The organism is Ilumatobacter sp. (assembly GCF_046290335.1).
Taxonomy (GTDB): domain Bacteria; phylum Actinomycetota; class Acidimicrobiia; order Acidimicrobiales; family Ilumatobacteraceae; genus Ilumatobacter_A.
In genome coordinates, this window is record NZ_JBKAGH010000006.1 from 23,539 (window position 1) to 45,118 (window position 21,580).

A 21,580-nucleotide genomic window follows, 5' to 3' on the forward strand; every position below is an offset into this window, starting at 1 on the left:
CGAAGGAGCACCTCGCCATGTCACTGCATCCGTATCTGTTCTTCACCAACACCTGCCGGGAGGCGATGACCTTCTACCACGACGTCCTCGGCGGCAGCCTGGAGATCATGACGTTGGGCGACATGCCCGCCGACGCGGAGCCACCGCCGTTCGAGGTCGACCCCGACATGGTCATCCACGCCGCGCTCGTCTTCGACGACGGGACGATGATCATGGCCTCCGACGACCCGACCGGCGATGGAGCAGGCACCACCGGCGTCGCCATCTCATTGGGCTTCGACGATCCGGACACGGTTCGCCGAGTCTTCGATGCCTTCTCGGAGGGCGGCGAGATCGGCATGCCGCTCGACGAGACGTTCTGGTCACCGCTGTTCGGGATGTGCACCGACCGCTTCGGCGTCGCCTGGATGATCACCGCCGACGCCGCGGGCGACCCGGCAGGCGACGCCGACATCGACGCCGACACCACGAGCGACACGAGCGTCGCGTGAAGCTCGTCGTCTCGGAGTTCATGAGCCTCGACGGCGTCGTGCAGGCGCCCGGTGGCGCCGAGGAAGACACCGACGGCGGGTTTCGCCACGGCGGATGGTCGATGCCGTGGTTCGACCCGGAGGTGATGGGATCGGCGATCGACGCGACGATGGCCGAGACCGACGCGTTGCTGTTCGGACGGCGCACGTGGGAAGCGATGGCGGGCGCGTGGCCGGAGCGTGCCGGCGACCCGTACGCGGACCGGATGAACGCGACCACCAAGTACGTCGTGTCGTCGACGCTCGAACCCTCCACCGACGTCGGACAGGTCTGGGAGAACTCACACCTGATCCCCGTCGACGGCGTCGTCGATGCCGTCACCGAACTCGTCGCCCGACCGGGTGGAACGCTGTCGGTCTGGGGCTCGTCGCAGCTGACGACGACCCTCGTCGCGGCGGGCCTCGTCGACGAGTACCTGCTGATGATCGAGCCAGTGCTGCTCGGCGGCGGCAAGCGCATCTTCCCCACCGACGGCGAGTTGCGCGCGCTCGAACTCGTGTCGGTCGAAGCGACCGCCGGCGGTGTGCTCGTGTGCCGATACCGCGCCGGCGAGATGCCACCCATGCCCACCTGGGACTGACCGTTCACGGGCCCGACGTCGGCCCGTTCGTGCCCGCTGGTGGCCCGGCGTCGGCGGGGGCGAACTCGTCGGTGAGGTGGCGCTCGACAGCTCTACCATGCGCGGGTGACCACCGTTTCGCCCGACCTGGCACCCGAACAACTCGACGCGCATCGCCGCGCCCTCACCGGCTACTGCTACCGGCTGCTCGGGTCGGGCGCCGAGGCCGAGGACGCCGTCCAGGAGACGATGGTGCGAGCGTGGCGCGCCGCCGAGCGCTTCGAGGGCCGTTCGAGCACCAAGACCTGGCTCTTTCGCATCGCCACCAACGTGTGCACCGACATGATGCGCAGCCCGCAGCGCCGCGCTCGTCCCGTCGATCTCGGACCGGCCCGCCCCCCGGATCCGGTCCACCTCGCCGACGTGCTCGCCGACGATCGCTGGATCACCCCGATCGCCGATGCGTCGGTGATCGACCTCCACGGTGACCCGGCCGACGTCGCCGCGGCGCGCGACTCGATCCGACTCGCGTTCGTCAGCGCGCTCCAGCACCTGCCGGCGACACAGCGCGCCGTGCTCGTCTTGCGGGAGGTGTTGCACTGGCCCGCCGCCGAGGTCGCCGAACTGCTCGACACGACCGTCGCCGCCGTCAACTCCGCGTTGCAGCGGGCGCGAGCGACGATGGCAACGGTGCACACCGACACGCCGACCGAGCCGCTCGACGCCGCACAACTCGAGGTGCTCGCTCGCTACGTCGACGCGTTCGAGCGCTACGACATGGACGCACTCGCGTCGCTGCTCCACGACGACGTGATCCAGACGATGCCGCCCTATGCGATGTGGCTCCAGGGCCGCGACGACGTGCTCGCCTGGTACGCCGGCCCGGGGATCGGGTGCGCCGGGTCTCGACTCCTCGCCGGTCACGCGAACGGGTGCGCCGCGTTCGCCCAGTACCGCGTCGACCCGACCGGCGGCCACTCGCCGTGGGCCCTGCAGGTGATCGAGGTATGCGGCGACCGCATCGCAGCGGTCCACTCGTTTCTCGACACCGCGGAGAGCTTCGCCCGCTTCGGCTTCCCGCCACATCTGCCCGCATGATCCGGTCGGCCCATCCGGTCGGCCCATTTTCCCGCCCACCAGCCCACCAGCCCGCCAGCCCACCCGCCCGACCGTCGGCTGGCGCGCGATGAGTTCGACGAGCCCGTGACGTCGGTACCGACATGACCACGTTCGAACCCTGGCTCACCGACCGACTCGACGAACTCCTGCACGGCCATGTCGCATCCGACGAGATCGGCGGCGTCGCCTGGCTGGCCGAACGCGACGGGGAGGTGATCGCAGGGACCGCCGGCACGCTGGCCCGCGCCGGCACCGACCCGGTGCGGGCCGACACGATCTTCCGGATCGCGTCGATGACTCGTGGATGCGCGCCGTCGGCTCGCTCCCGCTGCTGCATCAACCGGGATCGCAGTGGCTGTACAACACCGGATCCGACGTGCTGGGTGTGCTCGTCGCCCGTGCCGCCGGACAGCCGCTCGACGCCTTCCTGCGCGAGCGTTTCCTCGAGCCGCTCGGCATGCACAGCACCGGGTTCTCGATCGCCGAACTCGACTCGCACGTCGGCGACGAGGCCACCGCCGCTGGCGCGGTCGAACGTCTGAGCACCTGCTACGCAGTCGGCGACGACGGCGAGCGATTCGTCTACGACGAGTCCGCCGGGAAGTGGATGGCGGCACCCGCGTTCGCGTCAGGCGCCGCCGGGCTGCTCTCGACCGTCGACGACTACGCCGCGTTCGCCCGACTCCTCCTCGCCGGAGGACGCCTCGCCGACGGCTCGCGCCTCCTTGCTCGCACCTCGATCGAGGCGATGACCACCGACCATCTCGACGTCGCCGGTACCGGTGGACACCCCGGTGCCGCGATCGATCCGCTCGGCTCGATGGGATGGGGATTCGGTGTCGGTGTCCAGCTCCGCCGAACCGGGCCGGCTCGCTGTGTCGGGAGCTACGGCTGGGACGGCGGGTTGGGCAGCTCGTGGGTCAACGATCCGGCCGTGCGGTTGATCGGAGTGGTGCTCACGACCGACAGCTTCTCCGGACCCGACGCGTTGCCCGTCGCGCTCCAAGACTTCTGGACCACCCTGTACACCGGCCTCGCCGACTGACGAGTCGGCCGAAGAGACGGGTCGGTTGGAGAAACGTGTCGATCGGAGGATCGGAGCGGCCGCTCAGACCGGGCGGGCGACGAAGACGGGGATGCGACGATCGGTCTTGTCGGCGTACTCGGCGTACGGCGGGAACACCGCGACGGCGCGGTCCCACCACGTCTGGCGTTCGTCGCCCTCGACGATCTCGGTCCGGAAGTCGCTCGGCGCAGGTCCGTCTTGGATCTCGACGAGCGGCTCGGCGACGAGGTTGTGATACCAGGCCGGGTGGGTCGGCGCGCCGCCCATCGACGCGATCAGCGCGTACTCACCCTCGTGCTCGACGCGCATCAACGCGAACTTGCGCAGCTTGCCGCTCGACGCGCCGAGGCTGGTGACGATGACGACGGGGATACCCGTCTCGCGCAACGTGTTCGCCTCCTGGCCGTTGGTGCGCTCGTAGGTCTCGACTTGTTCGCGGACCCAGTCGGACGTGCTCGGCTCGTACTCACCGGTGAGAGGCATACGCCAAGCGTAGAGCCATACCGCTGCCGTCGAACCGCCGACCATCACACCAACCCGCCGACCATCACACCAACCCGCCGACCATCACACCAACGCGCCGGCCATCACACCAACCCGCCGGCCATCACGTACGGTCGGCGACGGCCGGGTAGGTCGTCAAACCTGGTGGAGTGGCGAGGCTGCAGCGAAGCTGAGGTGTGTGGCTGCGGCGTGCGGACGTATGGTGCGTTGTGCCCGACGCGCCACCCTCCCCACCTCGTCGCGTCGAGCTGGATGTCGAGGCGGTTCAGGTGGAGGACGTCGTGGTCGATGTAGCTGTCGTCGGCGCAGGCATCGCTGGATTGGTGGCAGCGACGCGGCTCGTCGATGCCGGTCTGAGCTGTGTCGTGCTCGAGCGCGAGGAGCGCGTCGGCGGACGGTTGTCGAGCCACCAGGCTGCAGCGGGGCGACTCGACTTGGGCGCCACCTGGTTCTGGCCGGGCGAGACTCGAGTCGAGGCCCTCATCGTCGAACTCGGGGTCGCCACCCACGCGCAGCACCTCGCTGGCGACGCCATGTACCACGCTCGCGGCGGAGTGCAGCGCCTCGACGGGAACCCGATCGACGTCGCGTCCGGACGCTTCACCCACGGTGCCGCGTCGCTGACCGAAGGCCTTGCGGCGCGTCTCGGCGACATCGTTTCGCTCGACACCGCCGTCCATCGCATCGAGCACCACGACGACGCCGCCAACGACGCCGCCAACGGCGCATCCGACCCGAACGCTGACCGGGATGCTGACCGGGCTGGTGAAGGGGATGCTGAACGGGCCGGGCCGTTGCGGGTCACGCACGACGGTGGCTCGCTGATCGCCCGCCACGTCGTGTTGGCGCTGCCGCCGTCGGTCGCGGTCACCTCGATCGAGTTCCGACCCGACCTGCCCGACGAACTCGTCGCGCTCGCGTCGGCGACCCCCGTGTGGATGGGCAACATCGCCAAGGTCGTCGCGGTGTATCACGACGCGTTCTGGCGCCGCCACGGACTCTCCGGCTCGGCCATCAGCCACGTCGGCCCGCTACGCGAGATCCACGACATGAGCGGGGTCGACGCCGAACCCGCGGCGCTCTTCGGGTTCGTACCGCTGGGGCCCGCCGATCCCCGACCGAGCGAACGCGCCATCATCGAACAACTCGTCGAGATCTTCGGTCACGACGCGGCGTCGCCGCTCGAGATCGTGGTCAAGGATTGGCGAGATGCCGCGCCCGCGACATCACCCGGGGCCCCGTCGCGATCGCCGATGGAGACCTACTCACATCGGGCGTACCAGCGGCCGACCGGCGGGGGACGCATCCATTGGGCGTCGACCGAAACCGCTCCCGACTCGGCCGGACACATCGAAGGAGCGATCGCCGCCGCGCAGCGCGCGGTCGCGACGATCACCGCTGACCCCACAGGTCGCTGGCCGAGTCGCTGATCGAGTCGCTGATCGAGTCGCTGACCGAGCGGTTGGCCGAACCGTCGGCCGAGCGGTTGGCCGAACCGTTGGCCGAGCAGTTGGCCGAACCGTTGGCCGAACCGTCGGCCGAGCGGTTGGCCGATTCCCTGGCCGAACCGTTGGCGGCGGTGTTCAGCCGGCGCGAAGCGCGGCGACCACGGCGACGACGCCGACGAGCGCGACGGCGAGGGCATTGGCGACGGTGCGGATGTGGCGGTGGAGCATCGGGGTGGGTCCTGTTCTCGCGGATGGTCGAGGCGATCGACGTCAGACGATCTGAAAGCGTTCGGTGTAGATCTGGCGCCACGTGAAGCCCATCTCGCGCAGCGCCGATTCGGCGGCGTCCATCATCGGTTCGGGTCCGCAGATGAAGAACTCGAACGTGCGGCAGTCGTCGGGCAATGCACGCTCGATCATCTCTTTGTCCATGAAGCCCGACTCGCCGGTCCAGTCATCGGGCGGCTCCTCGAGAACGTGGACGACGCGCAGGTCGAGTTCGTCGGTCAACTCCTCCAACTCGTCGTGGAACGCGACATCGGCGAGGGTCGGGTTACCGAGCATGAGCACCACCGGGCGGTCGTCGCCGGTGTCGCGCATCGTGCGCAGGATGCTCATCGCCGGGGTCACGCCGATCCCGCCGACGAGAAACGCTGCGCCCTCCGTTGTCGGGTCGAGCGTGAACGCGCCATAGGGGCCTTCGAGGTAGACGCGCTCGCCCGGGTCGATGTCGGTCCACGACGACGTGAAGTCGCCAGCCGCCTTGGCGGTGAAGCTCAGCGTCGGATCGTGCGTGCTCGACGACAGCGAGAACGGGTGTTGCTGCAGCGAATACGGCGACGAGCCGACCGTCATCCACATGTACTGCCCGGCCTCGAACGGCGCGCCGACGTGGCCATCGGGTTCGACGACCATCGTGAACGTGTCGGACGTTTCCTCGCGTACCTCGACGACCCGGTACGGACGACGTTTCATCAGAGCCGGCCGGACCACTCGCGTGTGGATGACCAGATACATCACCCCGCACAGCGCGCCGACCCACAGGCCGCGTTTCCAGAATGTGCCGAGATGCTCGCCGACCTGCAGGCCGTGGATCATGCCGATGAAGACCACGGCGAGCGCGAGGACACCGTGAGCGACCCGCCACCACTCGTAGTTCAACATCACCCGTTCACGCCAGAGGCTGGTGACGAGGAGCAGGATCAGAGCGCCGACCGCCGCCGACAAGGCGAGCGCCCGCAAGAAATTGACCGTCGGGTCGAAGAACTCGAGGTAGTCGGGATCACTCGCGATGAGCACCGCGGGGTGGGCGAGGACCAGCGCGATGCCGATGACACCGATCTGTCGGTGGAACTGGAGGACGACGTCGCCGCCGAACACCGGGGCGATGGAGCGGAAACGTCCGGTGATGACGAACTGCAAGCCGACGATGCCGATCCCGACGAAGCCGAGTCCGACGCCGAACTCGACGAAGAACGGACGCGGCGCCGGTGTGGGGCCGACCACTGCGAGCAGCAAGGGCGTCAACACCAGCGCCGCATACGCCGCGATCCAGGGCACCACCTTTGTCACGCCGTACTTCATGGACCGAGCAGTACCCCCCTCCCGCCCCAACGACACCTCCCGCCCCAACCACGTCAACCTGGTGTCTGACACCACGTTGACGACACCACGTTGACGTCGGGCGGTGTCGTGCGCTTGGTGGGGTCAGCTCGGCGTGGCGTGCTCAGCCGGTTCGGTCGCGCCAGGCGTCACCGATCCGTCGGGTGAGGTCATCGAGTCGCTCGTCACGGTCGAGCAGACTGCACGACGCACAGGTGCCATGATCACCGTCTTCGTACGCGAGGCAGCACGTCGTTCGCAGTGCCACCAGGAAGGGGCCGGTGTCGGGGCGATGAGCCGGGACGATCGAGACGGTGCGCGCCATGCGTCGATCGCGTTCGAGCAGCGAACGCCCGTCGTTCCAGGCATCGGCACGCCCCGTACACCACAGGGCGCTGTTGACCGCCGTCAGGGCGAGGTTGCCCCAGAGGTGGCGCGTTCCGGTGCGCTCGGCCGCATGGAACCCGTCGATCAGCGCTCCCATGGTCTCGTCGTACGCAGTGGCCCAGAGGTGTTCGAGGAGATCGGCGGGATCGGTCGCCACGGTCACGCCGTCGCCGCCGGCGAGCGCGTCGTCGGCGAGCACCAGCACGTCGGGAGCAGGGAGCGCGAGGCGCTCGGGGCCACCCGCACCGAACCGCAACCAGACCCCGTCGGGACGCACGGTCGGAACCCGCCGCCAGTTCAGCCATGCGACCGTCGGCGGGAACGCGAGGATCGAACCGAGTCGTTTCACCAGCAACGACGCTGCCGCCTTGCGATGCTCGATGCCGTACGCGCCCGCCCAGTCGTCGACGAGCGCCGAGATGCGCTGCGGATCCCGGGCGAGCTCGTCGGCGCGAACCCAACCGGAGCCGTCGAGCGAGGTCGGATCCTCGCTCCACCAATCGACGCCGCGCGGCGCCCACCGAGCCCTCAGATCGAGCAGAACGTCGACAGCCCCGCTCATCGAAGGATCCGAACCATGTCATCGATGATCACCTCGACGGCGATCGCGTTGCCGGTGAACCAGGCTGCGGGGTCGACGTCGTAGACCTCACCCGCCTGCACTGCATCGAGTCGACTCCACAGCGGATTCTGCCGGAGTTGTTCGAGCGAGTCGACCGCGTCGGTTCCGAACACGACGATGATGTCACCGTCGAGCAGGTCGACACGCTCCGGGCTGACGTCGACGAACGCACGGCCCTCCGGGTCGCTCGCTTGGATCTGCGGTCGGGCGACGCCGAGTTCGTCGAGGACTTGACCGGGGAACGATGTTCCGCCCGGCAAGTAGCGGCACGAGTCGCCGAAGCAGCGAACCACCGACACCTCCCGGGCGAGGCCCTCGGGGCCGATGGCTCGGCGAGCTCGTTCGAGTGCGGCGTCGGCGATGGAGATGGTGTGCTCGGCGCGCTCGGGCACGCCGGCCGCGCTGGCCACGTCTCGCAGCACGTCGCGCCACGGATCCGCGGTCGATACGTCCAACTCCGCGAGTTCGGCGATCTCGGCGAGTTGCTCGCGGGCGCCCGACGACTCGACTTGTTTGGAACTGAAGAGGAGGAGATCGGGTCGGATGTTGGCCAGCGATTCGAGATTGACCTCGCTGCGTTCCGCCAGGACTTCGATGCCGGCCGCCCGATCGGCAAGGTACGACGGGATCGCTTCCCGGTCGCTGTAGCCCGGTGTGGCGATCACCGGAAGGTCGAGAGCAAGGGCCGCGTCGAGGATCGCCTGATCGCTCACCACGATGCGTTGCACCGTCATCCCCATCGCGGCGTCGGCGATCTCGTCGACCGGTTCGTCGTCGACGGGTGGGTCGCCGACGGGTGGGTCGGCAACGGTTCGCGGCTCGCTCGTGTCAGTCGGCTCGCTCTCGGTCGACTCCGTCTCCGGGGTGGTCGAGGGCGCGACCGTGTCGGCGACGGCGACGGCATCGTCGGTGCCTCCGCCACACGCAACCAGAGACAGGCACGTCACCGTCACGCTCCCGACACGACGGATGATCTGACTGGCTATCACAGTGCATTAGGTTACCCTTACAACCGTTCGGCCGCCAGGGCGAAGTCATCCGGACGAGTGTCAGTGATGGGTGCGGACGCGGTGGCCGCGAGCGGCGAGTCCGGCGACGACGTCGTCGAGGTGCGCGCGATCCGAGGTCTCGATCGTCAGCTCGACCTCGGTCGCCCGCGCATGCACGGTGGGATCGAGGCGCTGGTGGATGACTTCGATGATGTTGCCACCGAGTTCGCCGACGTCGGTGGTGATACGACCGAGCGAACCGGGCCGATCGTCGAGTTCGACCCACAACCGAGTGAGCCGTCCGGTGCGCACCAGGCTGCGCAGCGTCACCGAGGCGAGCTGTCGGAGATCGATGTTGCCGCCGCTCAGCACCAGCCCGACGCGCCTGCCCCGATAGCGATCGGGTCGGGCGAGGACCTCGGCGAGCGAGATGGCACCCGACCCTTCGGCAACCGACTTCTCGATCTCGAGGTACAACCCGACCGCCTGCTCGACGAGCGTCTCGTCGACCACCTCGACTCGGTCGACGAGTCGTCGGATGATCTCCACCGGCCGATCCCCCGGTTTGGCGACCGCGATGCCGTCGGCGATCGTGGCGCCGCCGATCGCCAGGTCGTCGTCGTGCATCGCGTTGTGCACCGACGGATACCGCTCGCTCTGCACGCCGACGAGTTCGATCGACGGCGCCAACGCGCGCGCCGCGATCGCCATACCGGCCAGGAGCCCGCCGCCGCCGACCGGGACGACGAGCACATCGAGGTCGGCGACGTCGGCCAACATCTCGAGCGCGACGGTGCCCTGCCCGGCGATGACGTCGGCGTCGTCGAACGGCGACAACAACTCCAGCCCGCGTTCGGCCGCGACCTCTCGGGCGATCGCGCTCGCCTCGTCGAAGGTCTCGCCGCGCAGGATCACCTCGGCGCCGAGCACCGAGGTACGTGACACCTTCACCGCGGGTGTCGTCGCGGGCATCACGATCGTGGCCGGACGCCCCAGGCGCGTCGCGTGATGCGCGACGCCCTGCGCGAAGTTCCCGGCCGACGCGGTGACGACCCCCGGGACGTCGGGGCCGAGCTGGAGCAGCCGGTTGAGCGCGCCTCGTTCTTTGTACGACGCGGTGAACTGGAGGTTCTCGAACTTGACGAACACCTCGGCACCGGTGATCTCCGACAGCGTGCGCGACGCCGCCGTCGGCGTGCGCGTGACGGCACCGGCGATCCGTTCGGCCGCCGCTTCGACATCGGCGAACGTGACGCTCGCAGGTGTCGGCACGTCGTTCATCGGTTCGACCATCGCCGGCCCCGCTCGGTGGTACCTGAGGGCGAACGTCGGATCATGCGGGCAACCTACTCTTCGACCCGTTGGCGATGTCCACAACGAATCGACGCGGTGCTGCCACCCTGGCACCTCCGGATCGGCGAGTACCTGTACGCCGTCATCATCACGTCATGCCGTCATGCCGTCATCATCACGTCACCACGTCATCGCGTCATCGCCGCGGCGAGCGCCGAGCCCGCAGCGCACTCCTAGCCTGAGCGTGGTGACCCTGACGACCGACGCACCGACTTCCTCGCTCGGCCGTCGCCCGTTCGATCCCGCTCGGGTGCCGTTCTACTACGGCTGGGTGATCCTCGTCGTCGGCACGATCGGCATCGTCGCTTCCGCGCCCGGTCAGACGAACGGCGTCAGCGTGTTCACCGATGACCTCACCTCGACCACCGGCCTGACACGACTGCAACTGGCGATCGCGTATCTCGTGGGCACCGGATCGAGCGGACTGCTGCTCGGGCGCGGCGGACGCATGATCGACCGATACGGCTCGCGTGTGATCGCGCTCGCTGCCGTCGTCGGGCTCTCCGCCACGCTCGTCGCCCTGAGTTTCGTCGGGCCGATGAGCACGACCGTCGGACTCGTCGTGATGAGCGTCGGCTTCGGCTGTCTGCGCTTCAGCGGCCAGGGCCTCCTCACGTTGTCGTCGCGGACGATGGTGGCGCAATGGTTCGACCGGAGACGTGGGCTCGTGAGTTCGCTGTCGCAGGCGGCTGGCAGTTTCGTCTTCGCTGCGACGCCGGCGCTGCTGTTGTTGCTGATCGATGCGCACGGGTTCCGCGTCGCCTGGCGGATCCTCGCCGTTGGGCTGTTGGTGGTGGTCGCGACGATGGTCATCGTCTTCTACCGGGTCAGCCCCGAGGCGGCCGGGATGACGATCGACACCGGGGTACCGCTGGAACCCGTACGGAGTCTCGGCGACGACGAGCACCAGGTCTCACGCAACCGGTCGACCGCGGTGACGGTCGGCTCCGACGAGGATGCCACCCGTGCGGAGGCGGTGCGCGACCTCCGTTTCTGGGCGGTCACCCTGCCCGTGATGGCGCTCGCGTCGACCTCGACGGCGCTGACGTTCCACATCGTCGACTTCGGCGCCGAACAGGGTCTCGACCGCGACACGATCGTTCGCATCTTCGTGCCGCTCGCCTTCGTCAGTCTTCCCGTCACGCTGGTCACCGGTTGGCTCGTCGACGTGACATCGCCGATGTTCGTCGCCGGCGCCATGGGCGTGGCGCAGGTGATCATGTATCTGACGGTCGGCCACCTGAACGTGACGTTGCTGCTCGTCATGGCGATCGCCATGTGGGGTACGGCGCAAGGCTGCTTCTCCGCGTTGACGTCTGCTGCGCTCCCGCGCATCTTCGGGCGCCGACACCTCGGCGAGATCGCTGGCGTGCAGATGAGCGCCATGGTCATCGGCAGCGCGATCGGCCCCGCCTTCTTCGCACTGTCGCAATCGCTCACCGGGAGCTATCGACCGGCGCTGTGGGTGTCGGCCGTCGTGCCCGCGGCGTCGGTCGTCCTCGCCGTCGCCGGTCGCCGCCGATCCTGACGCGGCTCTCGACCGTCGACTCGCGCGATCACCGACCACGCGCGCGAGCCCGAAGCGTGACAGCGAACGCAGTGCGTCAGTGCGAACGGCGGCTCGCCACGACGAGCCCGCCAGCGCCGAGCGACATGGTGAGGGCAGCGATCAACGACAGTGTGCTGATCGAACGACCCGTTGCGGGAATGATGGCGGGCGGCTGCGGCGTCGGAGCGGTCGTCGTGGTGGTCACGATGGTCGCCATCGACGCGATCGTCGTCGTGGTCGGCATCGTCACGGGCAGCGTGGTCGTCGTCGTGACGGCCGCCGTCGTGGTCGTGCTCGTCGGCGTGGTGGTGGGTGGCGTGGTGGTGGGCGGCGTGGTGGTGGATGGGACGACGAGATTCGTGAACGAGCAGATCACGTCGCTGGCGGAGTTCACGTTGACGAACTCGATGCCGTCGACGGTGACGATCGCGTCGTCGCCACCGACCGTGCAGCTCAGAGGTCCGGTGACGAACCCAGGCCCCGGGTCGAGTTCGTCGACTCGGTAGATCCCGGGCGGCACCGACATCGTCGGCGAGGTGCCCGCTCCCGACGTCGCATCGATCTGCACCGAACGTGTCGCTCCCGGCGCGGGCGGGGTCGTGCGCTGGTCGTGCTCCGTCAGCGTGAAGTCGAACGTCCGGCCGGCACCACCGTCGACGACCTTGTCGATCGTGAGTGAGCCGTCGACCAGCGCAGCGAGCACGCACAACTCCGTCGCCTGCTGCTCGGCACTGAAGAACGAGTCGCCGTCGACACGGTCGTTCTCATCACACCCGCCGCCGACGACGCGGGTGAATCCGACCACTTCAATCAAGAGTTCGGTGACCCCATACGCGGGCGTCAATGCTCCCACCGGGGTCACCGACACGCGATCGGCGCAGAGTGTCGCAACCACCGGGCTGGTGACCGTCGTGTTCTCCGGCACGTCGAAGGCGCACAGTGAGGTGTCTGACACACCGACGAAGTCCACGGTCTCGTCGATGTCCACGTCGAGGACGACGGTGTGATCGACCGGGCCTCCTGGCCCGTCGAAGCTGAACACCGTGGTCAGGTCGACGCTGCGGACGCCGCGCTCGATCGTTCGGTTGTAGTGAATGAACCGGCCCAACTCGACGTCGAGTCCGGACACGATCGGCGACGAGGCGCCGACGAAACCGAACCCCGACGACCCGAGGCCGGTCGAGGCACCCGGGTCGGGGGAGCAACCTCCACCGAACGCTGTGGGGATACGACCGAATCGAATCTGGTTCAGCACCCCGGGTGATGCGGCCTGCACGGATGGATCGGGAGCGCCCACCGCAGAGAACGTCGCCGGGTCACCCGATCCGTACTGCACGCACTCGATCGCGAGCGCGTCGTCGCGAGCGGGATCGTCGAACGCACCGTGCGACGAGATGAACACGCTGTTGTCGATCGCGGCGGTCTGACTGGCGCCGTTCCACACACCAGCACCAACGGCGACCGCAACGGCCGCGAACCCGCCGAACACTCGAAGACGTGGGGAAGACATGGGCGTCGACGCTAGTGACCACGAACCTCCGGAACCATGTATCGAGACGTACCTCGCCCAGGGTCGACGCGAACGGTCAGGGCGACGGCTTGGTCAACTGTTCGAGGAGACGGTGGGTGTGCGGGCCGCCGATCTCAGGATGACGGATGGTGATCTTGGCGATCAGGCGCAGGAGTGCGACCGGCGCATCGTCACCGCTGAAACGCCACGCGACGTTCGCGAGCATGGCGAGTTCGGCGGCGGCCGCAGCCAGGTACGGCACGAGCGACCGATCGATGTCGCCGACCTCGAACGTGGCGAGGCGGCGGTTCACCTCGACCGCCGTCGCCGGTGTGTCGGCGAGTTCGACGGACACGCCATCGAGGTCGGTCCTGGTCCAATGCTGGTCGATTGGCTCTGTCAGCTCGGTGATCATGTCGGTAGTGTCGCGATCCGTGGTGGTCCAATCGAGTGCCAATCCCCGCAAAGTGGGTGCCAAACGACTGGTCCAATTGCTGGGCCAGTGGATCACCGGTGAGGGGCCGCTCTACCGCGACCTCGCCGACCGGATCGCCGCGCTGATCGCCGAGGGCAGCCTTCGGGCCGACGAGCTGCTCCCGCCCGAGCGCGCCCTCGCGGACGCGCTCACGGTGTCTCGCGGCACGATCGTGCGCTCGTACGACCATCTCGCCACCGACGGGGCCGTGGTGCGCGTCCAGGGAAGTGGCACGACCGTCGCCGGTCGAGCGCTCACGGCCGCGATGCGCTCGGACGAGTTCGTGGGCGAACGGTTGTGGATCAACGAAGGCGCCGCGATCGACCTGTTGAAGGCGATCCCGCTCATGTTGCCGGTCGTGTCGGAGATGCTCGCCGAGATCGACCTGAGCGCGCACGCCGCCGATCTCGACGGCGCCGAGCCGCTCGGCTGGTGGCGCCTGCGCGACCGCATCGCCGAGCTGCACACCCGCCAGGGTCTGTCGACCACGCCGCATCAGATCCTGGTGACGAGCGGCGCGCAGCAGGCGATCTCGTTGGTGGTGTCGGCGATGGTTCGACCGGGCGACGTCGTGCTGGGCGAGGAGGACACGTGGCCCGGCTTGATCGACGCGGTCCAGCACGTGGGCGCGCGGTTCGAGGCGGTGCGGCTCGATCGCGACGGGTTGATCATCGACGACCTCGAGGCGAAGATCCATCGGTTCCGACCTGCGTTGATGGCGTTCAACCCGCAACATCAGAACCCGACGGGATCGCGCCTCCCGCCCGATCGGGTCGCCGCCGTCGCGGCGTTGGCGCGCCGGCATCGGATCCTCACGCTCGAGGATCGTGTGGCTGCCGACATCGGCTTCGACCGTCGGCACCTCCCCGCGATCGACGAGCACGACACCGGCGGCTACGGCATCATCGCCGGGTCGATCTGCAAGGTCGTGTGGCCGGGTTTGCGGCTCGGTTGGCTGCGCGCGGACGCGCAGGTCGTGAATCGCCTTCGGTCGCACAAGGCCGTCGCCGACATGTTCACCCCTGCGGTCAACCAGATGCTCGGTATCGCGGCGCTCGATCGCTACGACGATCTCGTCGCGCAGCGTCTCGAACAGCTTCGGCCCGCCGCCGACATCGTCGTCGACGCGCTCCGCGACGAGCTCCCCGACTGGACGTTCGCGCCGTTGCGCGGTGGGTTGTCGGTGTGGGCGACGCTCCCCGACCAGGCGTCGGCGGCAGCGTTCGTGCGCCATGCCAGTCGCCACGGCGTGCTGATCGCATCGGGTCAGCAGTTCTCGGCCGTCGACGCCGACTGCCCCAATATCCGCATCCCGTTCACCGCACCTGCGGCCGTGCTCTCCGAGGGCATGCGCCGCCTGGCCGAGGCGTGGCGAACCTTCGACCGCCGCCCCGTCGCCGCCCACGTCATCTGAAACTCCCGCCACCCACCAAACGACAGAGTGGGTCAGACCCACTCTGTCGCATCGCGTCAGCAAGCGAGGGTGGTCAGGGTGGCGTCAGGAGCGATGAGGTGGGCGACGTCGCCGTCGTTGTTCCACACGTTCTGGAGTTTCCAGACGACGCGGCCGTCGCCGGCGACGGCGTCCGGACCGGTCACGATCACGAGTCGTTGCGCCGGGTCGAGCGACCCGAACTGACCGAGCGACACCTCGTGGTTGCGGCCCTCGTCGTGCAACACGTATCCCGACAGCGACACCGTCTCGCCGCCGGTGTTCGCGATGGCCACTTCCTCGGCTCGCTCGTCGCACGAGAGCAACGCGATCACACCCGGGCCGGCGGTCGGTGCGATCGGCAACGTGGTCGTGGTCGTCGGTGTGGTGATGACGACGCTCGGAGTCGGCGCGTCGACAGGCGGCCTCACGACGCTGGTGGTCGCACACGTGCCGAGCGCTCGGTCGAGTGCGGCGGCTTCGGTGGCAGTGACCGTCAACGCGTACCGGGACTTGGTCGAGATCCAGTCGATCGCGTATTGGCAGTGCGCGACCGGATCCGGAGGCAGCCAGCGATCCGGGGTGAGATCGGCCTTGGCCTGATTGCTGTCTCCGGACGCCACGACGAGCACGCCCGGTGTCTGATCGTTGGCGAAGGAGACCTTGGAGGCGGTGTCCCAACGCCACGCTCCGGCCCGATGGGCTTCGGCGAGGGGGACGAGGTGGTCGATGGTCGCCAGCGCGGCGTCGGTGATCGTCTCGCTCGAATAGGGGTCGATCCAGCGGCCCGACCGCACTCGGCAGCCGTCGAAGATCGGCGCGTCGAGGCTGGTCGCGGCGAGCACCTCGTGGCGGGTGTTGACGCAGTCGCCGTCGTCGTCGGCCCAGCCTTCGCCGTCGTAGTCGTCGCGTTCGTAGGGCGACCGGGTCCGATCCGGGTCGGCGACGACGAGTGAGTCCAGCCTCCCTCGCGCCACCTCGACGAGCGGCGACACTTCCGCCGACCGACCCGTGGTCGCCGCGCCCGCGGTCGTGGTGGTACTGGTCGTCGTGGTGCTGGTCGTGGATGTCGTGGTGGTGCTGGCGGTGGGCGTGGTTGTGGTGGCTGTCGTCGTCGGGGTCGTCGCCGCACCCGTGGTCGCCGTCGTGGTGGTCGGCTCGGTCGGCGTGGTCGCGGTATCGGCAGCCCCACATGCCGAGGCGGCCAGGAGGGCTGTGAGCAGCGCCGTTCGACTGCGCCGAGGTGGCCGAACCGCTGCACCCGATCGTGGAGTTCGCGGGCCGGGGACACCCCGGTGCAACTCGTCCGCCATCGAAGCGACTGTACCGACGCCGTGCCGCCCACCACGACGACCCGGCCAGCGCCCGCCGACGTCAACCTGGTGTCGGTCACCATGTCGATGCGAGTGACCGCTCGGTCGTCGTTTCGGACGCCGCTCGATCGGGCATGTGCCAGTGGAGCTGCGTGCGACGCACGCGTCCGGAGGTGCAGCCGACGACGAGCACGAAAGAGCCCACCATGAACGAGCACGAGCCGACGACCGAGCCGACGACCGAGCCGACCACCGAGCCAGCGACCGAGCCGACCACCGAGCCGGTGACGGACGAGCGAGCGACCCAGCAGGACTGGGAGATGCGGAGGATGTACTGGCGCTTCGGTGCGATGATCGCCACGTCGACCGTGACGATGTTCGTCTTGATGTACCTCAACACCTTCGCCCTCGACCATGTCGAGTGGAGCGAAACCCGCTTCTACATGGCACTCGTGATGGGGTCGACGATGGCGGTCATCATGTTGCTGTTCATGCTCGGCATGTACAAGAGCAAGGTGGTCAACGGCGCCATCCTCGCCGTGAGCGTCGTGGTCTTCGCCTCGTCGCTGTGGCTCGTGCGCAGCCAGACCACCGTGCAGGACACGTCGTACATGCGGGCGATGATCCCGCACCACTCGATCGCGATCCTGACGAGCGAACGCTCCGAGCTCACCGACCTGCGAGTGCTGAGACTCGCCGACGCGATCATCCTCGCCCAGCGTCGCGAGATCGCCGAGATGCAGTGGCTGATCGACGACATCGAGGCGAACGGTGAAGTCACGACCCGAGACGAACTCGACGAACGACCGGTCCCCGAGTTCGACGTGGTCGACGGCCGTGACGAACTGTCGCCCGGCGACTGACTGGCTCTGTCGCCAAGCGACTGACTCGCTCAGACCAGAGGGTCGTGGCCCCAGTTCATCAACGAGGAGCGACACGACGGGGCGTTCACGAAGCCGAGGCATCCGTCGTTGCGGATGGTGGTCAGGTGAGGTTCCAGATGTCGAGGGTGGCGGGGCCGGATTCGCCGCCTTCGCTCATCACCGAGACGCCGGTCGCGCCGGGGGTCGGGAAGATCAGGTCGGTCAGCACGACGCGGCCGTCGTCGGCGAACAACTCGATCGAGGAGCGATCGAGGACGATGCGCATCGACAAGACGCCGTCGATCGGCGTGACCGGCGCCGCGTGCACCGCGGCGAAGCTCGCAGCGAAGGTGACCTCGCCCGATTGGGTGCGGTCGAGCGTGAGGATGCCGGCGCCGACGTCGTATCGAATCCGGACGGTCGACCGTTCGCCCCCTGCGAGATCGAGCCCCACGGCCGCCGCGTCACCGAGCTCGAACGAGGCGACCACGTCGAGTACGTCACCGCCCGCATCGTCAGCGACATCGTCGGCGATCGCCGCGATCGAATCACCTTCGTAGCGTCGATGGTCGTCGCGCAGGTCGTCGAACGCCTCGACCAGTTGTTGTGTCAGGTGCAGCGCACCGTCGCGCTCGGTCAGCACAACCGTGCGCGGGAGCGTCATCGCTCCGCGCCACGGGTGTGTCGGCACCGAGCTGGCGTAGTCCCAGTTGCTCATCCAGCCGATCCAGGTTCGTCCGGATGCCTGATCCGGCTCGTTGGAGAACGTCATCGCGCAATAGAAGTCGGCTCCGAAGTCGACCCATCGCGGCTCCGCGTCGGGGGCGGGTTCGGTCGCCGTGAAGGTCGTGCCGTCGAAGTCGCCGACGAAGTACTGCGCACCCGACCCACCGGTCACGTGGCCCGGATTGTGGTCGACCTTGAGCATCCATCGCGTCTCGTCGCTGCCGATGATCGGCAACTCGACGAGCACCGGGCACTCCCACAGTCCGTCCTGCGCACCGGCGGGTCCGAACTCGGAGATCTGTTCCCAGTCGACGAGGTCGTCCGATGCGAAGAACAGCACCTTGCGCTCGACCGGCAACGCCACCGCGAGGATCCATCGACCGGACGGTTCGTGCCAGAACACGTTCGGGTCGCGGAAGTCTGCGAGGTCGAGGTCGATGACCGGGTTGCCGGCGAAGGGGACGAAGCGCTGGCCGCCGTCGTCGCTGACCGCGATCCGCTGGTCCTGGCGGGTGATCGCTGTACTCGCGTCGACGACGAGGCCGGTGTACGCCGCGACGAGACAGTCACGGTCATCGTCGATACCAGAATCTTCGCCGCACAGTCCGCTCGTGTTGGCCTGGTCGACGACGGCGCTACCGGAGAACGCCATGTCGGGCGGGTCGCTGGCCAGCGCCATCGGTTGCTCGTCCCACTCGACCAGATCGGAGCTGACCGCATGACCCCAGCCGATGTTGCCCCACAGGTTGCCGAACGGGTTGTACTGATAGAAGAGGTGGTACTCACCGTCGACGTAGACCGGCCCGTTGGGGTCGTTCATCCAGTTTTCGTCCGGTGTGAAGTGGACGGCCGGGCGAAACCGCTCCGTCGTCTCCACACCGTCGACGCCAGTGACGCCGTCCACACCGGTGACGGCCGGTGCCTCGCTGGCCGGCTGGTCGGTGTCGGTCGTGCGTTCGGTCGCACGTCCCACGAGGAGTCCGGCGACGAACGCAGCGACGGTCAGCAGTCCGGCGAGGGTAATCAGGCGTGAACGCGGCATCCGCTGAGCGGGTCGCGTCGCCATCAGGGAGCGAGCTGGCCGGGCTCCAGGACTTCGACGATCTCGGTGGCGTCGTCGACGAAGTCGATGAGCAGGCTCGGAGCGAACGTGCCGCCGAAGTGTTCCCGCTGGAACTCGGGCGACTGGTCACCGATGTAGCTGATCTCCACGTCGCCACCGATGTCGAAGAACTGGAAGAAGCTCGTTGCGACGCCGTTGGGAAGGGTCATCCACGAGTACGCCTGATACGGCGCTTCCTCCGGGTTGGCGAGCACGAGGCCCGTCTCGTTCAACGGTTCGTAGGTACCGAGGAAGTCGTCGGCGACGAAGCCGTACAGACCCTCGGGCCCGGACGTGCCGTCACGGAACGTGTGGGCGTGGGTGGTGAACAGCAGGTAGGAGAGGTCGTCCTCGATCACGATGTGGGGCCGCTCGAGTTCGTTGTTGATGCAGTGGCCGTCGAACATCGGGGGGAGCACCTCCCACTCGCGGAGGTCGTCGGTCGTCGCACGGGCGATACCGACCACGCCGTCACCCTCGCATTCGGCGTAGGGCATCGTGGCGGTGAACAGGAGGTACTCCTCGCCGGTCTCCTCGTCACGGTGATACCACGGGTCACGGAACGCATCGATCTGGCCAGCGCCGCCTTCGGTCGCCTGCGTGGTGGCGTACAGCCCGGTCTCGGCGCCGGTCAGCAGCACCTCGTGGTCGGACCAGTCGTCGAAGCGCACCTCGCCATCGACGATCGACAGCTCGGCCGTCGCCACGGCGAGTCGCTGGCGATACGAGATGTCGTCGCCGACGGATCCACCGGATGGCGCCACCTGGTCGTCGTCGGGTGCAGGTTCGTCGGAACCAGTCGACTCGGTGGTCGTCGGCTCGGTGCTGGCAAGGCTGGTCGTCGATTCGGTCGACCGGATGCCGCTCGGCTCGTCGCTCGACTCGGTGGTGGTCGACGTGGTCGACTCTGCGCGGTCGTTGTCGTCGTCCTCGCCGGCGGCGGTGTAGAAGGCGTAGAGGGTTCCGGTCTCGTCGTCGTACATGGCTGAGCCGGCCCACTGGCGGGTACCGAGCAGTTCCTGGGAGTCTTCGGGGAAGAGCTCGCCGCCGTCGGTCCAGCTACGGCCGCCGTCGTCGGTCACGAGATAGCGGTGCGTCGCGATGTCGTGACGCTTGCCGGGTAGCACGTCGGCCGGGGCCGACAGGGCGACGGCGATACTCACACCGTCGATCTCGGCGACCTGGCCGTCACGGTCGCGCACCGGCCACCAGTCCCAGACCCAGTGATCGTCGGACACGCGCTCGTCAGCGAGCGCCGAGTCGATCACGGGGATCGTGTTGGGCTCGGTGAGTTCCAGACTCGCGAGATCGTCAGCGAGCCATGACCCTGCGAATCCGGTGACGACCGCCGGCGCGTCAGGATCGGTGGTGTCGGTCGGTTCGGTGGTCGTGGTGTCGTCCGGCTCGGTCGTGTCGGACGACTCGGTGGTCGTCGGATCCATCGAGTCGGTGGTGATCGGATCGATGTCGAGCTCGTCGTCGATCGAGTCGATCGTCGTCGGAACGGTCACCTCCGACGTGTCGTCGTCCGAGCAGGCGGCTGCGGCGACGAACAATGCCGATGCCGCAGCGAGAGGAAGGAACTTTCTACGCATGAGTTGGCCCTACCCGCGCCTCCGACACACGAAACGACCACCCCACAAACCCCACCACACCCTGCGATTTCGCGCCACTCGGCCTCATCCATCTGGTTTCGGATCCATCTGGTGTCAGTCACCACATCCACGGAACAGCTGGTGCGGAACAGCTGGTGCCTGACCCTGGGCGTTCTGGCTTCATCTAGCCCGGGGACGATGACGTCTGTCTCCATCCACGTCGTCTCCATCGCCCGTAGCCTGGAGCTCGTAGCGGGTCATCCACTGCACCGACGAGGCGCTCCCGTACCGGCCGAGACGACGGGGGCAGGAGGCATCGTCGTGGCATGGCTGTTGTTGATCGTCGCTGGTCTGTTCGAGGTGGTCTGGGCGTCGTTGCTCGCCGACACGAAGGGGTTCACCCGGCTGTGGCCGACCGTCGGCTTCGTCGTCGCGCTGGCGCTGAGCATGTTCTTGCTGGCGACCGCAGTGCGCACGCTCCCGATCGGCACTGCGTACGCGATCTGGGTGGGCATCGGCGCCCTGGGCACGTTCGCCGTCGGGGTGACGCTGCGCCAGCAGGTCACGAGCCCGGCGAACCTGGTCGCCATCGCCGCCCTCGTCGCGTCCATCGCCGCCGTCAAACTGACCGCCCCACACTGACGCGCACACGATTCGTGGAACTGCTCGTCGGAACGTGACGGTGGCGGAACGTGACGGTGGCGGCGGCGACAGAACGCGTCCGCCGGATCGCTCGAGCCCGCTGCTGACCCGGACGTGGGCCAACGGTCGACCGCCCCGCTTGCCGGAGCACAGTGCATCACGGTGACTCACTCTGCTCCGGCCCGAGTCAACG

At 68.2% G+C, this 21,580-nt stretch carries 20 protein-coding genes and 1 pseudogene; 11 read left to right on the forward strand and 10 right to left on the reverse strand.

Features of this window, described 5'->3' with window-relative positions; genetic code table 11:
* Positions 1-17: 17 nt before the first annotated feature.
* The 5 genes and pseudogenes from ACE37B_RS19470 (at position 18) to ACE37B_RS19490 (ending at position 3,254) form a co-directional block, all read left to right on the forward strand.
* Positions 18-491: a VOC family protein gene (locus tag ACE37B_RS19470; protein ID WP_409925007.1), complete on the forward strand. Its 474-nt coding sequence runs from the start codon at positions 18-20 to the stop codon at positions 489-491.
* Positions 488-1,111, forward strand: a complete 624-nt coding sequence (locus ACE37B_RS19475; protein WP_409925008.1) for a dihydrofolate reductase family protein — start codon at positions 488-490, stop codon at positions 1,109-1,111. Before ACE37B_RS19470 ends, ACE37B_RS19475 begins: the two co-directional genes overlap by 4 nt.
* A gap of 105 nt (positions 1,112-1,216) precedes the next feature.
* Positions 1,217-2,188 carry a sigma-70 family RNA polymerase sigma factor gene (locus ACE37B_RS19480; RefSeq protein ID WP_409925009.1) on the forward strand — a complete coding sequence of 324 codons (972 nt, stop codon included), beginning with the start codon at positions 1,217-1,219 and terminating at the stop codon, positions 2,186-2,188.
* 122 nt (positions 2,189-2,310) lie between these two features.
* Positions 2,311-2,453 (forward strand): annotated as a pseudogene (locus ACE37B_RS19485) (hypothetical protein); the annotation flags it as partial.
* Positions 2,397-3,254 carry a serine hydrolase domain-containing protein gene (locus ACE37B_RS19490; RefSeq protein WP_409925243.1) on the forward strand — a complete coding sequence of 286 codons (858 nt, stop codon included), beginning with the start codon at positions 2,397-2,399 and terminating at the stop codon, positions 3,252-3,254. The pseudogene ACE37B_RS19485 and the gene ACE37B_RS19490, both read left to right, overlap by 57 nt.
* Before the next feature lie 63 nt (positions 3,255-3,317).
* Here the strand turns inward: ACE37B_RS19490 and ACE37B_RS19495 are convergent, their stop codons facing one another.
* Positions 3,318-3,758: a nitroreductase family deazaflavin-dependent oxidoreductase gene (locus tag ACE37B_RS19495; protein ID WP_409925010.1), complete on the reverse strand. Its 441-nt coding sequence runs from the start codon at positions 3,756-3,758 to the stop codon at positions 3,318-3,320.
* 302 nt (positions 3,759-4,060) lie between these two features.
* On the opposite strand from ACE37B_RS19495, the gene ACE37B_RS19500 reads away from it, so the two are divergent.
* A complete protein-coding gene (locus ACE37B_RS19500; RefSeq protein ID WP_409925011.1) occupies positions 4,061-5,209 on the forward strand; it encodes a flavin monoamine oxidase family protein in 1,149 nt (382 codons plus the stop codon).
* 288 nt (positions 5,210-5,497) lie between these two features.
* Here the strand turns inward: ACE37B_RS19500 and ACE37B_RS19505 are convergent, their stop codons facing one another.
* The 4 genes from ACE37B_RS19505 to ACE37B_RS19520 form a co-directional block, all read right to left on the reverse strand.
* Positions 5,498-6,799, reverse strand: a complete 1,302-nt coding sequence (locus tag ACE37B_RS19505; RefSeq protein ID WP_409925012.1) for a ferric reductase-like transmembrane domain-containing protein — start codon at positions 6,797-6,799, stop codon at positions 5,498-5,500.
* A gap of 154 nt (positions 6,800-6,953) precedes the next feature.
* A complete protein-coding gene (locus tag ACE37B_RS19510; RefSeq protein ID WP_409925013.1) occupies positions 6,954-7,778 on the reverse strand; it encodes a hypothetical protein in 825 nt (274 codons plus the stop codon).
* On the reverse strand, positions 7,775-8,785 hold the full coding sequence (locus ACE37B_RS19515; protein ID WP_409925014.1) for an iron-siderophore ABC transporter substrate-binding protein: 1,011 nt from the start codon (positions 8,783-8,785) through the stop codon (positions 7,775-7,777). The genes ACE37B_RS19510 and ACE37B_RS19515 overlap by 4 nt, the downstream gene beginning before the upstream one ends.
* A gap of 102 nt (positions 8,786-8,887) precedes the next feature.
* The gene (locus tag ACE37B_RS19520; RefSeq protein ID WP_409925015.1) at positions 8,888-10,108 is read right to left on the reverse strand and encodes a threonine ammonia-lyase; all 1,221 of its coding nucleotides are present in this window, start codon (positions 10,106-10,108) and stop codon (positions 8,888-8,890) included.
* 54 nt (positions 10,109-10,162) lie between these two features.
* Between ACE37B_RS19520 and ACE37B_RS19525 the strand changes: the two genes are divergently transcribed.
* Positions 10,163-10,357, forward strand: coding sequence for a hypothetical protein (locus tag ACE37B_RS19525; RefSeq protein WP_409925016.1), 195 nt, complete (start codon positions 10,163-10,165; stop codon positions 10,355-10,357).
* Positions 10,358-10,367: 10 nt separating this feature from the next.
* Positions 10,368-11,708 carry an MFS transporter gene (locus tag ACE37B_RS19530; protein ID WP_409925017.1) on the forward strand — a complete coding sequence of 447 codons (1,341 nt, stop codon included), beginning with the start codon at positions 10,368-10,370 and terminating at the stop codon, positions 11,706-11,708.
* Positions 11,709-11,784: 76 nt separating this feature from the next.
* Here the strand turns inward: ACE37B_RS19530 and ACE37B_RS19535 are convergent, their stop codons facing one another.
* Both ACE37B_RS19535 and ACE37B_RS19540 read right to left on the reverse strand, forming a co-directional pair.
* Complete coding sequence (locus ACE37B_RS19535) at positions 11,785-13,239, reverse strand: hypothetical protein (RefSeq protein WP_409925018.1); 1,455 nt, start codon at positions 13,237-13,239, stop codon at positions 11,785-11,787.
* 76 nt (positions 13,240-13,315) lie between these two features.
* Complete coding sequence (locus ACE37B_RS19540) at positions 13,316-13,654, reverse strand: hypothetical protein (protein ID WP_409925019.1); 339 nt, start codon at positions 13,652-13,654, stop codon at positions 13,316-13,318.
* 19 nt (positions 13,655-13,673) lie between these two features.
* Here ACE37B_RS19540 and ACE37B_RS19545 point away from each other — a divergent pair, with 19 nt between their 5' ends.
* Positions 13,674-15,128, forward strand: a complete 1,455-nt coding sequence (locus tag ACE37B_RS19545) for a PLP-dependent aminotransferase family protein (protein ID WP_409925020.1) — start codon at positions 13,674-13,676, stop codon at positions 15,126-15,128.
* A 56-nt stretch (positions 15,129-15,184) separates the two neighbouring features.
* Here the strand turns inward: ACE37B_RS19545 and ACE37B_RS19550 are convergent, their stop codons facing one another.
* Positions 15,185-16,459 carry a hypothetical protein gene (locus ACE37B_RS19550; RefSeq protein WP_409925021.1) on the reverse strand — a complete coding sequence of 425 codons (1,275 nt, stop codon included), beginning with the start codon at positions 16,457-16,459 and terminating at the stop codon, positions 15,185-15,187.
* Between the two features lie 320 nt (positions 16,460-16,779).
* Here ACE37B_RS19550 and ACE37B_RS19555 point away from each other — a divergent pair, with 320 nt between their 5' ends.
* Positions 16,780-17,322 (forward strand): DUF305 domain-containing protein, encoded by a 543-nt coding sequence (locus ACE37B_RS19555; protein WP_409925244.1) that lies wholly within the window; start codon positions 16,780-16,782, stop codon positions 17,320-17,322.
* 121 nt (positions 17,323-17,443) lie between these two features.
* On the opposite strand, the gene ACE37B_RS19560 is transcribed toward ACE37B_RS19555, so the two are convergent.
* Complete coding sequence (locus tag ACE37B_RS19560; RefSeq protein WP_409925022.1) at positions 17,444-19,090, reverse strand: glycoside hydrolase family 32 protein; 1,647 nt, start codon at positions 19,088-19,090, stop codon at positions 17,444-17,446.
* 23 nt (positions 19,091-19,113) lie between these two features.
* On the reverse strand, positions 19,114-20,745 hold the full coding sequence (locus ACE37B_RS19565) for a glycoside hydrolase family 68 protein (protein WP_409925023.1): 1,632 nt from the start codon (positions 20,743-20,745) through the stop codon (positions 19,114-19,116).
* A gap of 198 nt (positions 20,746-20,943) precedes the next feature.
* Between ACE37B_RS19565 and ACE37B_RS19570 the strand changes: the two genes are divergently transcribed.
* The gene (locus ACE37B_RS19570) at positions 20,944-21,387 is read left to right on the forward strand and encodes a DMT family transporter (RefSeq protein WP_409925024.1); all 444 of its coding nucleotides are present in this window, start codon (positions 20,944-20,946) and stop codon (positions 21,385-21,387) included.
* The last annotated feature ends 193 nt before the right edge of the window (positions 21,388-21,580 follow it).

Bases quoted from the DNA above. Each gene is read 5' to 3' on its own strand.
- ACE37B_RS19565 (WP_409925023.1), bottom strand. From the start codon at position 20,745: ATGCGTAGAAAGTTCCTTCCTCTCGCTGCGGCATCGGCATTGTTCGTC.
- ACE37B_RS19470 (WP_409925007.1), top strand. From the start codon at position 18: ATGTCACTGCATCCGTATCTGTTCTTCACCAACACCTGCCGGGAGGCG.
- ACE37B_RS19560 (WP_409925022.1), bottom strand. From the start codon at position 19,090: ATGCCGCGTTCACGCCTGATTACCCTCGCCGGACTGCTGACCGTCGCT.
- ACE37B_RS19510 (WP_409925013.1), bottom strand. From the start codon at position 7,778: ATGAGCGGGGCTGTCGACGTTCTGCTCGATCTGAGGGCTCGGTGGGCG.
- ACE37B_RS19495 (WP_409925010.1), bottom strand. From the start codon at position 3,758: ATGCCTCTCACCGGTGAGTACGAGCCGAGCACGTCCGACTGGGTCCGC.
- ACE37B_RS19570 (WP_409925024.1), top strand. From the start codon at position 20,944: ATGACGTCTGTCTCCATCCACGTCGTCTCCATCGCCCGTAGCCTGGAG.
- ACE37B_RS19555 (WP_409925244.1), top strand. From the start codon at position 16,780: ATGCGGAGGATGTACTGGCGCTTCGGTGCGATGATCGCCACGTCGACC.
- ACE37B_RS19520 (WP_409925015.1), bottom strand. From the start codon at position 10,108: ATGAACGACGTGCCGACACCTGCGAGCGTCACGTTCGCCGATGTCGAA.
- ACE37B_RS19535 (WP_409925018.1), bottom strand. From the start codon at position 13,239: ATGTCTTCCCCACGTCTTCGAGTGTTCGGCGGGTTCGCGGCCGTTGCG.
- ACE37B_RS19525 (WP_409925016.1), top strand. From the start codon at position 10,163: ATGCGGGCAACCTACTCTTCGACCCGTTGGCGATGTCCACAACGAATC.
- ACE37B_RS19550 (WP_409925021.1), bottom strand. From the start codon at position 16,459: ATGGCGGACGAGTTGCACCGGGGTGTCCCCGGCCCGCGAACTCCACGA.
- ACE37B_RS19540 (WP_409925019.1), bottom strand. From the start codon at position 13,654: ATGATCACCGAGCTGACAGAGCCAATCGACCAGCATTGGACCAGGACC.